Genomic DNA, 16277 nt, shown 5'->3' with positions numbered 1-16277 from the left:
TCAGGCCTCGCCACCTCCAAGTTGATAACCGAATCCATAGATCGTTCGGACATATTTCGGTTCGTCCGCGTTATCCTCCAGTTTCTTCCTTAGTCGCATGATGGTCATATCCACACTACGACTATCTCCCATAAAATCATATCCCCATCCGATCTGTAAGAGCTCATCCCGAGTATAGATTTTGTCAGGCCTTTTAAGTAAAGTTTCCAGAATTTTAAACTCTTTGGCCGTCAAAGAGACGGGAACATCGTTTTTCAGCACTCTTCGGCTTTCCATATCAAAAGTCAGCTCTTCATGGATGATACGTGTCGACGGCACTTCCGCCCCTTCACTTGTCTCCACCTTGCTCTCGTTTCTTCTCAAAACTACCTTGATGCGAGCAAGTAATTCGCGGTTGTCAAACGGTTTGGTCATGTAATCTTCCGCGCCAAGTTCTAATCCAAGCACCTTATCTATAATCTCATTTTTGGCAGAGAGCATAATAACAGGAACAGCACGTTTCCCGGTAATCTCCTTGCACAAGTCATATCCCGAGCAATCGGGCAGCATCAAATCAAGCACTACCAGGTCTGGTTGAAAAGAGTCCAGCAATTGCAGTCCGGTTTTGCAATCTTCTGCGGTTTTTACATCATAGTTCTCTCTTCTGAGCACCAGCTCAATTAAATCTCGAATGGCGACTTCATCGTCAATGACAAGTATTTTATTCAATGGACTGTACACCCCTTCTATCCTTGTTCCCCAGCTTGAATCATAAGTACCCTCATCTTAGCACAGAGCATTTGCAGTACTCCACCAATATAAGATGAGGTATATTCCACTGAACCCAACATAACTTGTAATAAACCCGAAGAAAGGAGAACAAACCATGGATCTGCTCTGGGTACTTATTGTTGGTGGACTTATTGGCTGGTTAAGTGGCAACTTGATTGGGCGGGACGTACCGGGCGGTGTAATTGGGAACATTGTTGCGGGTTTTATCGGTTCCTGGTTAGGAACCGAATTGCTTGGACCAAGGGGACCGGTGATTGGCGGGTTTCATATCATTCCGGCGATCGTTGGCTCAATCATTGCCCTGCTCCTCTTTTTTGCTCTGGCACGCGGCGGAGCCTTCCGTAGACGTTAACCAAGAAGTGGAAATCACTCCCGTTGTTCAATAGAAAATCATAAAAAGACCGACAGCATTCATCGTTTGCAGATGAAAACTTCGGTCTTTTTTATTTTATCTATGGTTTTATTGATTTCATCCATTCTTCCAATGCCTGAACAACCTGCTTAAGCTGCTCCTGTTCTGTGATCTTAGGTGCGTTGTCTCCCTTCTGCATTCCGTAGGAGCCAAATTGACCATGGTTGCCGCCTTCTATGCTTACATATGTCGTGTCATTCGGAAGATTGGACTTCGCTTTTTCCCACGATTCCCAGTTCAGAACACCATCATTGCTTCCCGTAATTTGCAGTGCGGACAAGTTGGTTCCGTCCAGTCTCCCGCCATCATCTGCATAAGAAGCTAGGTAAAAGACACCTTTGATCTGAGCTGTGTGCGCCGCAGCATATCTTGAAGCGAATACACCTCCTAGGGAGTGTCCACCAATAACAAAGCTTTCACCCGCATGTTCCGCGAGAAACGAATCCGCCCGGTTTTCCCCGAACATCGCCAAGTTCAGCGGCATCTTCGTAATATACACACGATGTCCTTGCTCCGCTAGTGCTCGTGCCATAGGCGCATAACTTGCCGGCTCCACTAAACCTCCGGGATAAAACACAACATTAGGCTGTGTGATGTCCTGCCCTTTAGGTTCAAATTGATAACCGTTCTTCACTTCACTAACAACGACCCGATCATGACTTTTCATTGCCACTTCCGCTTGTTCCGAAGGGCTGTATGTGACAGATGCCAGGTACGCAAACACCCCTGCTACCAGGGCAATAATAATTACACTAATCCATATCGTTATTTTCTTCCATCTGCTCTTACGCACTGTTGTCTTTGCCATAACTTCGTTGCCCACCTTTAAACGTATCATTTTTAATTACAGAACTAATTATATTTACTGGTAAGTAAAATTACAAGCTTCTTTGCTTATATTTATGATTTGACATAAAATATTGTGGAAGGAGTGTGTACGAATCTATGCTAGAGCAAGTACCTAAACGTTTGCGCGGAAGACCCAAGCAGACGGACAATGACATTTCCATGCAACAAACCATTATCTATACGGCATCTACCCTATTTAAAGAATTTGGCTACGAGATGGTTACCCTTCAGCAGATTGGGAAGAAATGCGGCGTATCCAAACCAACCATATATTATCATTTCGCGGGCAAAGCGGATCTATTCGTGGCAGCCATGACAACGATGTTGCAGAACGTTAGAAAAATTACGGCGCATATGCTGGATGAGGCTGAACATTTACGAGACGGATTAATCCGATTAGCGGAAGCTCGTCTTGCTAATCCGCATGGTGAGATTGAAATGATGATGCGTGAAGCGGAGCCTTTTCTGGAGGAAGAACAGATTCATGCCATTCGTGAAGCAGAACATCAGATTCATGACGTACTAGCCTCGCATTTTAAAAAAGCCATGGATGAGAAAATCTTTCGTGAAGAAGATCCGCTTTTCTTGGCTGAGGCTTTTTCGACTCTAATGTTGATGGGGAACCGGGCGCATGATCAGCAAAAATATGAGTCTCATCATGTCATGGCGGAGAAAATTGTACGTGTTTTTCTTAAAGGAGTAACGACCACTTAAAACGTCAAAAAGCTCGGTTGTTCGTTCTAAAGCGAACAACCGAGCTTTTTGACGCATTAATTTTCCCCGCGCAAACCATCTGTAATCTGGATTCGTTCAAGACGTCTAAGCGGCCAGTATGAGGCTATGAGTGTGGCTATGATAGCACCCAAACTGCCAATCAGAATGCTACTCCAAGGCATAACCCATTCGATCTGCACCGCATTCCTCATCAGATAGGACACACCATAGCTCAAACCTGTACCGAGAAGACTTCCGTACACAGCTGCAAATACGCCATAGAACACACCCTCAAGCAAAACCATCTTACGAATTTCCTTTTGCGTCATACCAATCGCTTTTAATACGGCGAACTCCTTCGTCCGCAGAATAAGATTCGTACTTACCGTATTCAAAATATTCAGAAACGCAATGGCTGCAATGACTCCTATAAAACCGTACAGGAATATATTTAGCGTCAGCGCATCGTTACGGGCTTGTTTCATCTCCTCTACCCGATCGCGATAGTTATACCCTGCATCCTGCTGAACAAGGCTTTTGAAATAACCCACAATTGCCCCGTTATCTGTCTCAGGACTCGCTTGAATGAATATTCTGTCATACGCGTTATCACCCGTAATGTTTTCAATCACCTTCGGTGTCGTAATCATTTGAATAACAGCACTTTCGGTGTATTTACCAGAGAGAGGGGCTTGATCTGCGGTTCCGACAACAGTAACGGTTTTGTATGCCTGCTTGTCACCCATTGACCGAACCTTAATTTTATCCCCTACCTTGAAACGGGTTTGATCAATGATCACATTGGTTCCTTTGTCGGTGATCATGCTGATTTTCTGGATAACAATGACACCATTTTCATCGTTCATTTCGCTCGCATCAATACTTCCGGAGGTGAGTTTGGGACGAAGTTCCTGAAGTCCGTTTATACCGTAAGATGTCAGAAAGTTGTTACCCATCCGATACCCGTTTTCCTGTTCAACCGTGTACATTTCTTTCTGCTGCTGGTAGTAATCCGGATTTATTTTCTCTTTCGGAATGATCGCTTGAAGCTGGTGGTTGTAGAACGAATACGCCTCTTTAACTCCGTCAAGTGTAGCCAGCTTGTTATATACCGAATTGGGGATACGTTTACTCATACCCTGATAGTCCAAGGAGTAAGAATAATTGATACCCGATGTAGAAGTCGTACTCAGAATGTTCACCAAGCCACTAAACACAATATACATGACAATGCTGATAATCATCGAAAAAGCCGTAATGCGAAATCTCTTTCGGTTCCGCCGAATATTTCGGCTGGCAAACCGGCCTTCAAACCCTAGCCATTTGCTACCTGCAAAAGACAAGCGCTTGAAATCTCCATGCTCTACCACCGTGCTGCCTGAGGTTTTCAGGGCTTCAAGCGGTGAAACGCTGGAGGCCAGCTTGGCTGGACCCAGCGCTGACACATAGACAACAATCAGTCCTAAACCAGCTGCCGCAAGTAAAATAGGCACTGAAATAATCATGTGCATGTCGTTCAAGAAGCCTAATGTCAGCATACTGATGTTATAGAATAAAACTTTCATTAGAATGGTTCCTGTAAATAAACCGATTGGAATGGCAATTAGACTAAGCGCAGTCGCTTCCTTGAATACGATCCTGCGAATCTGGGCTGGTGTTGCACCGATACAGCGCAGCATGCCAAACTGAGAGATGCGTTCAAGCACTGATATATGAAACGTATTGTAAATTACCGCGCTTGTGCATCCCATGATGATTAGAACAATAGCTGCAAATGCATACATTGAGCTTTGGTTAACGTTGGCATAGGTGCTCTTGCCAAACAGTTTGAGCAATTCATTGTTATATTCAATGCGTATATCCTTTAACACATTTTCCCGGTTCAGCTCCTGAGCAGAACCTTGATCCACCTTCCCTAAACCCAATGAAGACAGAATGGCCTCGCTCTTCTCCTTTATATTGTCCATCGATTTCATGGTCGCATAGATAAAAAAATTCTGAGACGGATCGATTTTTTGATGATCATCATACGTAATCGCTGAATAGATAAAAGTGGATGACCACGTTACATTTTTGGCTGTTTTCATCACCCCGACAACAGTATATTGCTGTTTCATACGCGGTTTGAATTTTTCATCCAGATTCCACCCATAATCACCAATGGAGCTCACGCTCTTCACCTTTCCGGTGGAAGCTTCGACCCGATCTCCCAGGTCCAGCGTAATCTTATCACCAATCGCAGGTTTTGAAGCGAACGTATTCAGGCTCCAGGATGACAGGATGATTTCATCAGGTTTTTGCGGCAGGCGTCCACTCTCCAACTGAACTTGAAGCTTGGACATGGCTTGCGCGTTGTATCCCTTCACATTCAGATAACGATACGGCGCAGCAAATGGATTTTCCTTTTGCTCCTTTTCACTCGTGGAACTTATGATGGCATAACCAATACGATGAATGACTCCTGCACTGCCTATGGCGGCCTGGTTTACGATACGAGGTACGTCTTTGCCAGGAACCCCATTGAAGGACACCTCATAATCTCCATAATCTTGAATTGTCTGACGTACCAGTTTGTCCTGATAACTCATTGCTAGTGTGCCGACAGCGGTAAGAAGTGTTACCGATAGAATGATGCCCACAATGGTGAGAATGGATCTTTTTTTCTGGCCAAGTAAATACTTCTCCGTGAGCCCTGTATACTTACGCATGATGCTCGCCCCCAGATTGCTGATCGAAAAGAACCCCGTCTTTAATGTTCACAATACGATCGGCTCTCCGGGCTACATCGGAATCATGTGTAATCATAATCAAGGTTTGATTGTACTTTCGAACCGAATAGGTGAGCAAATCTACAATTTCTTTACTGTTTTTGCTATCGAGATTCCCCGTTGGTTCGTCAGCTAGTATGATCGAAGGTTTGTTAATCAAGGCTCGTCCAATGGCTGTGCGCTGTTGCTGTCCACCTGATAGCTGGTTAGGGAGATGATGCTTTCTGTCTTTTAGACCGAGTACGTTCATTAGTTCGTCTGCATAGTCTTCATCGGCTTGACGATGGTCTAGTAGCATAGGCAGTTTAATATTTTCTTCTGCGCTTAGAACAGGAATCAGGTTATACGCCTGGAAAATGAATCCGATCTTTCGTCTTCTGAAAATGGCTAAATCCGTTTCGTTCAGAGAATACAGGTCTGTCCCATCAATATGGACTTGTCCACTGGTTGGGCGATCTACACCTCCAAGTAGATGAAGTAACGAACTTTTCCCCGAACCGCTCGCACCAACAATAGCGACAAATTCACCTTGTTGAACCGTTAAATTAATCTCTTTCAATGCATCAACCTTGGCGTCGTTACTTCCGTATGTTTTACATAAATCACGCGTTTTTAAAATTTCCAAAGAATGTGCCTCCTTCATGAGCTGTGAACAATTGTTGTATTCATATGGTTATTATAGGCTCGGAAGCTTACGTTAAAGTGAAGAGAAAGCTTACGTTATTGTAAGCTTCCTCTCAATACACTGTTTTCATAAAAGTAATTCGGAATTCAGCTCCCTCTCCAGGCTCGCTTGATACCGAGATCGTTCCACCCAAACCTTCAATAATGGACTTGGTCAGGGACAGACCTACCCCGGTACTGTGAGGTTTAGCATTGCTTCTGCCTAAGTAAAATCGCGTGAACACATGGGGGATCTGTTCCGGCCCGATCCCTTCCCCCTCATCCCGGATGATAATCGAATGAAACAAGCCTTCGTCTTCCATGGTAATGTAAACTTTTCCTGATACGGGAGAGTGCTCCAGCGCGTTTTTCGTCAAATTAATAATCGCTTCGGTTAACCATTCCTCATCTGCATGCAGCAACATGCCCTCGCCACCCTGAACGATGATGGACTGTTTCTTCTGCTCCGCCAAGGGTTGCAAGGTCTGCACCGTTGATTCAATGATGTCTTTGGGTTTAATGTTCTGCAGTTGAAAAACGATGGCTCCCGCTTCCACTCTTGCCAGCTTCAACAAGCTGATAATGAGCCATTCCATGCGTTCGATCTGTTGCTTGCTTCGTTCCAGAAAAGTGGCTCGGACGTCTTCTTTCATGTGTGGGTCATGCAACATATTTTCATTAAATACGAGCAGGGATGCGAGCGGTGTTCTGAGTTGATGTGATATATCGGTCAGCAGATCGCTGAGAAATGTTTTCTCCTGCTTCAGCTGATCTACACTATGGTTTAGTCTGCTTGCCATCATGTTAAAGCTATGGCCAAGCGCGCTGAAGTCTCCCTCTGCATTCTCAGGTAATGAGGTATCGAATTGACCTTCCACCACCTGCTCCGCTGCATGTGTGACACGGCGAATCCTTGAAAATAGCTTACGATACTCCCAAAATAAAAGCATCAACACCGGGATACTGCACAGGAAAAAGATCAATGCTGTATTTGCAGGTAATGCTGTTCCCGATAGGGCAGGCTGATCCTGAATATTCATATGATTTGTATATCCGTATTGAGACAATATTTGTTTACCTAGCTTAAGATCCTGCGGGTCTGTCCCTTGAGTAATTGTATGAATGAGCTGATCTTCGAGCTGTGGTTGCTTACTTAACACTTGTCCAACAAAGGCCGCGTGCTGGTTCACAACCGTTTCATTAATGCTTTGTGTTTGCAGGTTCATCACAACAAAAATGATAACAGTCAAACCTAATTGAACAAGGATGAACTTGGTGAACACAGATTTCCACTCTGGATTACGGATGACTTCAACCATCAGCGGTATGCTCCTGTCGTTTCGGCGTTCCATTTGTATCCAACCCCACGAATCGTAACAATATACTTAGGCGCGGCAGGTGTTTCCTCCACCTTTTCCCTTAATCTGCGTATATGTACGGACAACGTATTATCATCAATGAATTCACCAGAGACATCCCATAATTTCTCAAGGATTGATGTCCTGCTGCATATCTGTTTGGGATGGGACATTAACATGAGAAGCAGGCGGAACTCCAGCGTTGTCAGCGGAACTTCCTTTTTGTTTTTGAAAACAACCCCTTCCAGCACGCGAACTTCAAAGTCGTCGGATTTCCATATATTCGAATGCTGTTCAGGGCGAGAATGACGCCGTAAAACAGCCTTGATTCTGGATAGCAGCTCCTTGGTACGAATCGGCTTGGTCATATAATCGTCAGCACCCAGATCAAGTCCCGCGACCACATTCATCTCTTCATCCAGCGCGGTGAGAAAAATGATCGGCACCTCTGAGTCCACACGAATTTGCTTGCATAATTCATATCCCGTTCCGTCAGGCAAATTAATATCGAGCAAAATAAGTTCTATCTCGTGTTGCACAAGAGCATCGCGAGCTTCCTTCAAGGTTCCGGCATGAATGACCTCATAACCTTCATTGGTTAACGTATATTCTATTCCAAATACAAAATTTTCATCATCTTCAACAAGCAAAATGCGATTCATTGTAGCACCCCTATCCTAGCGTAACCTCTTAAATTCAAGTGTATGTGCTTCATCATTCTACTAAATGTAACATTTGAAATACAAGGTGGGAAAAGCAAAAAAGACAACCGACATATCGGTTGCCTCTGATGAAAATGATAAAACGGTCAAGTCGTACTATAAGTGCATGATTCCTTTTGTCTTCTTTCCCGAAAACGATTTAATTCACCAACTTCTCCGGGTTTTTCACCTTAATGGAAACGACCTCACCGCAGTTCAGACAAATCGTATACACACGTTCAGAACCAAGCGACATCTTTTTATCCAAAGGCCGCAAATTAATAAAGTCGGTTGCCTCCACAAAGGATGTACCTCCGCAATCGTTACAAGTTCTAGATGTTGTCATATCAAACATTCCCCTTTCTACTTATGTAATTTCAATGCATCATTTCAATCATTTTAATCATTACGATGCATTCTTACCCTTTCCTACATACACTAATTACCATTGGGCTTGAGGGTTGAAACGGCGTTTGATCCCAGTTCGCATATTGGTTCTCCAGGGTAAAACCTTGCTTTTCCAGCAACTGCTGCAGTGTCTGCACATCTGTGAATCGGCAAGCAATGCGTGAAGTGGTTTGACGATGCCCCCAGTTTCGAACGGTTGTCCAGTGCATGATCTGTTTCTCGGCATCATATGCCTGGTTACCAGATACATTGACGGTCACACCATCCACATCGACAAATGTGCCCCAGTGTTCTTCTTCCTCATCCGATAAATCATTGCCATCCGGGTTGCGCATCTCAAATGCGAATATGCCACCAGGCTCCAAATGATTATACGCCGTTTGCAGCAATGCCTGCTGATCCTCATCGCTCAGAAAAGCCTGAAATGCATTTCCTGTCAGAAAAATCATGGAGAAGCGCTGATCGGATTCAAACGTACGCGCATCTGCTTCGATAAAAGCAACCGGTAGATCCTTCGCTTTGACCCTCGCATACGCGAGCATAGGCTCTACGATATCTACACCGCTAATTGGAACTCCTCTTTCGGCTAAATAAAGTGTGGCTAATCCTGTTCCACAAGCAAGCTCCAGCACATGTCCCGGATTTTTCTTGGCAAGTTGAAGGAAAAATTCGTATTTGTCCGTCTCACCGCCAAATTCCAGATCATAGTTCATTGGATCTCGGTACTCTTCCTGATTGTTGTGATCAATCAATATGTCTCACCCTTTTCCATCAAAAATGTATTTACAACAGGAATTATAACACATTATAATAGTTTACATTGAGTAAAGGTTAACTATTTGTAAACCATAAAATGCGTACATGATGGAGAAGGAGAAATTTAAACGTATGCGTACAATGATACAATCCACCCGCTTTCCGATGTTCATTCTGATGTTAAATCTTTTTATTGCTTTGCTCGGACAAGGGATGCTGATTCCGATTTTACCGGAGTATCTCAAGCTGTTTCATGCAGGGGGCACCGTTGCCGGATTTTTGGTCGCGGCCTTTGGCGCAGCCCAGTTTCTGTTTTCTCCGCTGGGAGGACAATGGGCTGACCGTTTCGGACGTAAAAAGCTGATTATGGCAGGCATGTTTCTGGTTGTCGTATCAGATCTTATTTTTGCGGTATCGACATCTCTGCCTCTGCTCTATATCGCTCGTTTCATCGGGGGAATCAGTCTAGGTCTGATGGTTCCGGCCAATCTGGCTTATGTTGCCGATATTACAACTCCGGAGACTCGTGCCAAGGGGATGGGTTATTTCGGTGCATCGATGAACCTGGGAATGGTGCTTGGGCCAGGTCTGGGCGGTTTTATCGCTGAGATGGGTGTGCGTATGCCGTATTTCGTCGCTTCCGGTTTGGGTTTGGTTGCCGCACTGCTTACACTTCTTTTGCCAGAGACTCTTCCACCTGAAAAAAGAACGCTCCCGACGGCGAAGAAAAAAGGGTTCACTATGGGCGAGCAAATTTGGAGCTCGTTCAAAGTTCCTTACTTTGCATACTTACTGATTATCCTTGTTATGACCTTTGGTCTGATGAGTTATGAGACGGTCTTCTCGCTGTTTGCGGAAACCAAATATGGCTTCACGGCTTCAACCATCTCGATTATTATTACAATGGGAGCGATTATCGGTATCGTGATCCAAATCTGGTTACTGGACTTTTTTGTGAAACGAATGGGCGAAATCAAACTCATCCGTCTATCCTTAATCATGACCCCGATTGCTCTCTTGCTCATGTTAATTAAGGTGAATCTAGTATTTCTGTTATTTGCATCAGCGCTTTATTTTGCATTTAATGCGTTCCTGCGACCAACTGTCAGCTCCCTGATATCCAAAAGTGCCGGGGATCGTCAAGGTTATGCATCAGGTTTGAATACAACGTATTCCAGCTTAGGTACTGTCTTCGGGCCGCTCGTTGCCGGTCTGCTGTTTGACAAAAACGTAAACTTTCCGTATATTTTTGGTGCCTTTATGTTAGTGGCAGCATTATTACTTACAACGAATGCACAACGCTCCAAGAAAGGAAACCGATATGCAAGCGAATGAGAATTGGCATCAGCAGTTAAAAAATCAGAATCGGGATGAACTGATCGAAGCGGGTAAGCACCTTTTTCTGAAACACGGTCTGCTTCAAGTAAAAATCAAAGACATTTGTGCTGAAGCCAATCTAAGCCGAGTGACCTTCTATAAACATTTTCAATCGATCGATGAGCTGCTGCTCACCATTCAGATGCAGTTGGTTGAAACCATGACCCAGCACGTCGGACAGGCTGCAAGCCCAAGTGGTAGTGGCCTTGAACAGCTTGCAGCGATGCTGAACGCATGGGTTTCTTTTGCTAAGGAAAATCCGGACCATATTCGTTTTATTCAATTATTTGATATCAATTATGAGCTAGTTCATTTTCAGCCGGAATTGAAGGATACTTATGAACGGTTTATCCAAAACGGTAAAGAGAATCACTTCCTGCTTGAAGCACTGAACTCAGGTGTTGCCGACGGCAGCATCCGCAATGCTACCCCTCCGCTTAAGCTGGCGCAGTTCATATTTACGGTGATGATGGGCATGTTGCAGAAGATGTTTACACACCGCTCACATGAACTTCACCAACTGGATGATCAGATGACAAAGCAGTTGGTTGATATGCTGTTGCATTATGCAGGCAATGAGGACAACCGATAGAGTCAATTCGTGGAGCAAGATTAATCCGTTGGAATAATGACCTTTTAGCCAAATTTTACAAAATAAAAGAAGCCCTCCCTCACACGTATGGTTCATTGTACTCATGCGGAAGGAAAGGCTTCTTTGTTTGCGTTTTGTGTTATGAATTTGTGATTACATCAAGCTTCAAGCTTTACACCTGTGACATATTCAAAAGCTGCTCAAACGTATGGATGTTAGCTGCAAACTCAGGTACGTTCTGTGCTTCTTCTGCGGCTTCGACCAGTTGAACGACCGTATCATTATACGGTGTTGAAATCCCGGTACCTTTAGCCTTGCTCGAAACTACGCCGTTGATATAATGAATCTCCGTTTTACGTTGTTTCTCCAGATCCTGCAACATGCTCGCCTTAAGCAGTCTGGATGGTTCCATTACATGACGTAACGTTTCAATACGTGCGGGGACTTCCTTTTCGCTCTGTAGCTCCAATGAAGCCATATCGAATCCGTTCATTGTGACAAAAGAAACACCGTTCGCATGTCCGACCTTGATCGTTTCGTCAATGATATGAACCGCACTTCGAATGCCCGCTTCATGATCCAGAATATCTCCATACGTGCCGTTCAGTGCAGCAGATAAACCGCTAAAAGCGTTGTTGATTAGCAGTTTTGACCATTTCGTGCCTACCAGATTATCCGAGATATGTGTACCTCCAACGAGATCAAGTACTTCTTTTACACGCTGAATTCGCTCGGTTGTCTCTCCATTCAATTCCCCGATCTGGAATGCGTACTGCTTGAATTGAGGATACGCCGTGGTCAGACTGGATACGCCGGGTTCCATGAATGTAGCACCAAACTCAACGGAACCCGCGATAACCCGTTCAGCTCCAACGATCGATGCCACGTTGTCTTCGGGAATTCCGTTTTGCAGAGAACATACAACACTGTCTTCATGCAGATATGGAAGTAATTCTTTCAATACAGACTCATTGTACAATTGTTTCGTTAACAACAGCACAAGATCATATTGCCCTGACTTTTGTTCAGGGATGATTGCCTTAACTTTGGCCTGAAACTCGGTCGTTCCGGTTACTTTTGCTCCTGTCTGATTAAGTGCATCGACGTGTTCCTGATATGCATCAATTAACTCGACGTCCATTCCGCCATCTGCCAGATAAGCTCCAACGATGGTTCCAAGTGAACCTGCACCTACAATTGCAATTCTCATATGTGTTGCCTCCTTATTTTTCTTCCAGATAGTTATATACAGGCTGTGCTGCATTCAAAGTTAAGTTTGTCAGGATGTGTGAAGCAGACACGACTTCAAGCACTGGTAAATCAGCCAAAGGCGCAAGCGCATGCTCAAAAAGTTGTAGCCGAGCCGGGCCTGTCCAAGCTTCCTTCACCTCGATGTCGGTAATCTGGGTACGTATCAGGTCGCAGATCCGCAGATTCCCGGTATAATCCGTAGCTATTTTGATCATAAAGTTGGGACGGCAGATTTCATTTTTCGCAAGCTCTTTGTCCATCTCCACATGTTTGAAACCCATCGTTGCTGTGGCTACGCGCAGTGATCCATAGTCCAGTGTACCGACAAGTGTGTCAGAGTCTGTGTACAGCTTGGGAGCACCGAGCTTTTTGGGATAAGCGGTTAACTCTCGGCCACTTGCAATGGCGGGAAAGTTATCCACGTACATCGAATGCACATAATCCCCGTCTTCCCCATTAAACTGCACGGGAATGACCTGTCCAGCTTCCGTATATGCGCCAAGTCCAGAAACATCCGGCATCCACATCACTTCGAATTTCACCAAGGATTCCGTGATTTGCAATGGCTCAGGAACAGCTGCCCGCAGAGCCTGTTCATCCGTTCGGTAGATGATGTTCAGGTACTCGCGATTCACGAATTTATACGGTGGCATTGGATATGCCGGGGCTGTTAAAGGCGTGTTCAGGTTTTTGGCGATATTGTTCACATCGATTTTCATGAAAAAGACACCTGCCTTTGCATCGGGTTATTAGATTATTGGTTTAACTGTTGATTTGAATTTGTTGATTTGCTTATAAATAAAGTCTACATCTTTCTTTAAATTTAATATAATACATAATAAGTACTATATATATTTATTGAAATAAATAAGGAGTGCATACCAATGGAGCTTCTCCAATTGAAATATTTTCAAACCGTTGCCTACACAGAACATATCTCCAAAGCTGCTGCTCAGTTAAATATCGCTCAGCCTTCGTTAAGTCTCACCATAAAGCGGTTAGAGGACGAAATGGGTACTCCCCTTTTTCATCGAAAAGGCAGAAACATTGAGCTGAATGCCGCTGGAGAAATTTTGCTGAAACATGTGAACCGCATTTTTGTTGAGCTGGAGAATGCCAAGCTGGCCATTACGGAAAAAGAGGATGAACTGTCGAGGTTGATCCGGATCTCTATCTCCAATTCAAGATTTCTATCAGGTTTGATACGTGAGTATATCGAAGTTTTCCCCGATTCACAGCTTCATCAAGGTATTGCAAGTCGAAATGACATTATTACACAGCTGAAAAAAGGAGTTGTGGATCTGGGGATCACCGGCTACCCGGTTCAGGATGAGGAGATTGACAGCCGCGTGCTTGTCGAGGAGGACATTGTGCTTGTCTTGCCTGCTGATCATGCTTATGGCAGTGAAAAGCAAATTTCATTACACGCCGCTGCGAGTGAACCTTTTCTTTCTCTCGCCAATAACGATGAATACCGACGTTTCACCTTGATGCTGTGTGAAAGGGCAGGTTTTGTTCCTCATTTGGCATTCGAGGTCGATTCTCATACATTGGTCGAGATCATCAGACTGGATCGTGGGGTTGCACTGCTGCCTGTCTCTGTCTGTCGTAATCTTGGACTGCACTATGTGCCGATTGCTGACGATGCCGCCGTATATCCGATCAGCTTATCATGGATGAAACATCGAAACCTCTCTTCATCATTGGAACAATTCCAACAATTTATTATTTCGTATTACGCATCCAATGCCTCGATGTTTAAGGTGTAATATGAATGAGGATTCGATGGCAGGTGATTGACGCAGCCTTGCCTCTTCGGCTGACTGCTGTTCGTGTTAAAAACAAAAAAAGCCGCTAAATTAGCGGCTGAATTGAAACAATTATGGTCCGTTCCACGGGACAGTATCTTTCCTCTACTCTAATTATAACGTTTATGAAAATAGAATAACAGACTGTTTTTTCACCGATGCCTGCACTATACTGCTAAATACAAATCTAAAAGTTGAGGTGTGTCCGTAATGGATGACAAAAAAATAGTCTTAGATCCGGGTCCCTTTTTTCACGGTACCAAAGCAGAACTAAACATTGGCGATTTATTAGAGCCGCAATTTTTATCCAATTATCAAGACAAGAAGTCGAATCACATCTACTTCACCGGAACCTTAAATGCTGCTAAATGGGGTGCCGAATTAGCACGATCTGATTCAAAAGAACGAATTTACATCGTAGAACCCTTAGGAGATTTCGAAAATGATCCCAACGTAACGGATAAACGGTTCCCTGGAAACCCGACTCGATCCTATCGATCCAAATCCGCACTAAAGATCGTCGCTGAATTAGGTTCATGGGAACGACACACGGATGCAGAAATTGATCATATGACTTCATCTCTGAAAAAGTTAAGTGATGAAGGTAAAAATGTAATCTACGATTAATTTATCGAAGTCAATGATTAACATTCACTTTTGTAGCTACATTTACTTTATTAAGGATGATTAATGCTATTATTGCGATAGCAATTCCACCAGCACCAATCCAGGTTATCGATGAGAGAGAGAACGTTTCAATCGCGATTCCTCCCATACCTGCACCGGCTGCCATAGCAAGCTGCATCATGGACTGATTAAGACTTAGCATCACTCCTGAAGCTTCCGGTTCAATGGTCGTTAAATGATATTGCTGCGTTGGACCGGAGGACCAGGCGGAAAAGGACCAGAACAAAAGTACGATCATTACGCCCACTAATGTATGGGTCACAATGGACAGCAGGATCAGCATGAGAATATGCAGTGCAAATCCACTGAATAATGTGCGATGAACTCCCCACCGATCCGCACTGAAGCCACCAAGCTTGGAACCAATCATGCTTGCTATACCAAATACAAGCAAAGCTCCACTGAGATATTGGTTATTTAATGCTGATACTTGAAGCAAATAGGGTGAGAGATACGTATAAGCGATTGAGTATCCTCCCAGCCAGAAGAAAGTGATCGCTAATCCTAATGCGACTTTAGGGTTTTTCAATAGACTTAGCTGCTGCTTGAGCGGCACAGGCGCGTCCCCCTCAATACGCGGAATGACGAAAGAAAGAATGATTATAGCCAAAATGCCTAAAATGGCAATTCCTCCAAACATGGATTTCCAACCTAGAGTGTCAGCTGCAATTCGCCCAAGGGGAACACCAATGATTAATGACGCTGTGAAGCCCATAACCACTGTAGCAATCGCACTTGCTTGTTTACCTGACGGTGCAATTTTAGCGGCAATGTTCAAAGCAGTGACTACGACAATTCCTGCTCCAATCGCCATCATGACTCGAGCAGCTGCAAAGAGTCCATATCCTGGAAGTACAAAGGCAAGGATATTAGAAACAACAAATATGCCCATACTGATCACGATTAACTTTCTTCTGTCCATACTCGCGGTGAGCGCCATTAGAATAGGTGTACAAAGAGCGTAGATCAAAGAAAAAATGGTAATTAACTGACCTGCTGCAGCCAGTGAGACATCAAAAGAGGCGGCCACCTTATCTAAAATACCTGATAAAGCATACTCGGAAGTGCCGACTAAAAAACTGACTATGGCTAAAATGTAAACTTTCGAATGGGATGACATCAATTGAATCCACTCCTCAATAAATTTATAAATTGTTATATC

The 16277-nt window shown here is 44.2% G+C and carries 17 protein-coding genes; 6 read left to right on the top strand and 11 right to left on the bottom strand.

Features of this window, described 5'->3' with window-relative positions; all coding sequences use genetic code 11:
* Nucleotides 1-708 carry a response regulator transcription factor gene (locus tag MHI38_RS02170; RefSeq protein ID WP_341180887.1) on the bottom strand — a complete coding sequence of 236 codons (708 nt, stop codon included), beginning with the start codon at nucleotides 706-708 and terminating at the stop codon, nucleotides 1-3.
* Nucleotides 709-865: 157 nt separating this feature from the next.
* On the opposite strand from MHI38_RS02170, the gene MHI38_RS02165 reads away from it, so the two are divergent.
* The gene (locus tag MHI38_RS02165) at nucleotides 866-1123 is read left to right on the top strand and encodes a GlsB/YeaQ/YmgE family stress response membrane protein (RefSeq protein ID WP_090916093.1); all 258 of its coding nucleotides are present in this window, start codon (nucleotides 866-868) and stop codon (nucleotides 1121-1123) included.
* A gap of 100 nt (nucleotides 1124-1223) precedes the next feature.
* Here MHI38_RS02165 and MHI38_RS02160 read toward each other — a convergent pair whose 3' ends face one another.
* On the bottom strand, nucleotides 1224-1991 hold the full coding sequence (locus tag MHI38_RS02160; protein WP_154888957.1) for an alpha/beta hydrolase: 768 nt from the start codon (nucleotides 1989-1991) through the stop codon (nucleotides 1224-1226).
* A gap of 137 nt (nucleotides 1992-2128) precedes the next feature.
* On the opposite strand from MHI38_RS02160, the gene MHI38_RS02155 reads away from it, so the two are divergent.
* The gene (locus MHI38_RS02155; RefSeq protein ID WP_154888959.1) at nucleotides 2129-2746 is read left to right on the top strand and encodes a TetR/AcrR family transcriptional regulator; all 618 of its coding nucleotides are present in this window, start codon (nucleotides 2129-2131) and stop codon (nucleotides 2744-2746) included.
* Nucleotides 2747-2802: 56 nt separating this feature from the next.
* Here MHI38_RS02155 and MHI38_RS02150 read toward each other — a convergent pair whose 3' ends face one another.
* The 6 genes from MHI38_RS02150 to MHI38_RS02125 all read right to left on the bottom strand — a co-directional run bounded on the left by MHI38_RS02150 (nucleotide 2803) and on the right by MHI38_RS02125 (nucleotide 9396).
* Nucleotides 2803-5454, bottom strand: a complete 2652-nt coding sequence (locus MHI38_RS02150) for an ABC transporter permease (protein WP_154888962.1) — start codon at nucleotides 5452-5454, stop codon at nucleotides 2803-2805.
* A complete protein-coding gene (locus tag MHI38_RS02145; protein ID WP_341180886.1) occupies nucleotides 5447-6139 on the bottom strand; it encodes an ABC transporter ATP-binding protein in 693 nt (230 codons plus the stop codon). Before MHI38_RS02145 ends, MHI38_RS02150 begins: the two co-directional genes overlap by 8 nt.
* Nucleotides 6140-6251: 112 nt before the next feature.
* Nucleotides 6252-7496 (bottom strand): HAMP domain-containing sensor histidine kinase, encoded by a 1245-nt coding sequence (locus MHI38_RS02140; RefSeq protein ID WP_341180885.1) that lies wholly within the window; start codon nucleotides 7494-7496, stop codon nucleotides 6252-6254.
* Nucleotides 7496-8197: a response regulator transcription factor gene (locus MHI38_RS02135; RefSeq protein WP_154888968.1), complete on the bottom strand. Its 702-nt coding sequence runs from the start codon at nucleotides 8195-8197 to the stop codon at nucleotides 7496-7498. Before MHI38_RS02135 ends, MHI38_RS02140 begins: the two co-directional genes overlap by 1 nt.
* Nucleotides 8198-8396: 199 nt before the next feature.
* A complete protein-coding gene (locus MHI38_RS02130; RefSeq protein WP_090916079.1) occupies nucleotides 8397-8582 on the bottom strand; it encodes a hypothetical protein in 186 nt (61 codons plus the stop codon).
* A gap of 73 nt (nucleotides 8583-8655) precedes the next feature.
* Entirely contained in the window at nucleotides 8656-9396 is a 741-nt protein-coding gene (locus tag MHI38_RS02125; RefSeq protein ID WP_261769265.1) for a class I SAM-dependent methyltransferase, read from the bottom strand.
* Between the two features lie 136 nt (nucleotides 9397-9532).
* Between MHI38_RS02125 and MHI38_RS02120 the strand changes: the two genes are divergently transcribed.
* Both MHI38_RS02120 and MHI38_RS02115 read left to right on the top strand, forming a co-directional pair.
* Complete coding sequence (locus MHI38_RS02120) at nucleotides 9533-10735, top strand: MFS transporter (protein WP_154888970.1); 1203 nt, start codon at nucleotides 9533-9535, stop codon at nucleotides 10733-10735.
* Entirely contained in the window at nucleotides 10722-11369 is a 648-nt protein-coding gene (locus tag MHI38_RS02115; RefSeq protein ID WP_341180884.1) for a TetR/AcrR family transcriptional regulator, read from the top strand. The genes MHI38_RS02120 and MHI38_RS02115 overlap by 14 nt, the downstream gene beginning before the upstream one ends.
* 172 nt (nucleotides 11370-11541) lie before the next feature.
* On the opposite strand, the gene MHI38_RS02110 is transcribed toward MHI38_RS02115, so the two are convergent.
* Together MHI38_RS02110 and MHI38_RS02105 are read right to left on the bottom strand one after the other, a co-directional pair.
* Nucleotides 11542-12579, bottom strand: coding sequence for a 2-dehydropantoate 2-reductase (locus MHI38_RS02110; protein WP_154888974.1), 1038 nt, complete (start codon nucleotides 12577-12579; stop codon nucleotides 11542-11544).
* 13 nt (nucleotides 12580-12592) lie between these two features.
* Entirely contained in the window at nucleotides 12593-13339 is a 747-nt protein-coding gene (locus MHI38_RS02105; protein WP_154888976.1) for an acetoacetate decarboxylase, read from the bottom strand.
* A 165-nt stretch (nucleotides 13340-13504) separates the two neighbouring features.
* Here MHI38_RS02105 and MHI38_RS02100 point away from each other — a divergent pair, with 165 nt between their 5' ends.
* A complete protein-coding gene (locus MHI38_RS02100; protein WP_154888978.1) occupies nucleotides 13505-14389 on the top strand; it encodes a LysR family transcriptional regulator in 885 nt (294 codons plus the stop codon).
* Between the two features lie 249 nt (nucleotides 14390-14638).
* Complete coding sequence (gene arr, locus MHI38_RS02095) at nucleotides 14639-15055, top strand: NAD(+)--rifampin ADP-ribosyltransferase (protein WP_154888981.1); 417 nt, start codon at nucleotides 14639-14641, stop codon at nucleotides 15053-15055.
* A gap of 10 nt (nucleotides 15056-15065) precedes the next feature.
* On the opposite strand, the gene MHI38_RS02090 is transcribed toward arr, so the two are convergent.
* Nucleotides 15066-16235, bottom strand: a complete 1170-nt coding sequence (locus MHI38_RS02090; protein ID WP_154985424.1) for an MFS transporter — start codon at nucleotides 16233-16235, stop codon at nucleotides 15066-15068.
* Between the last annotated feature and the right edge of the window lie 42 nt (nucleotides 16236-16277).

Source organism: Paenibacillus sp. FSL K6-1558, assembly GCF_038002565.1.
In the GTDB taxonomy this organism is placed as follows: domain Bacteria; phylum Bacillota; class Bacilli; order Paenibacillales; family Paenibacillaceae; genus Paenibacillus; species Paenibacillus polysaccharolyticus.
The sequence above is the reverse complement of the archived record's forward strand: the minus strand, read 5'-3'. Positions and strand labels throughout refer to the sequence as shown.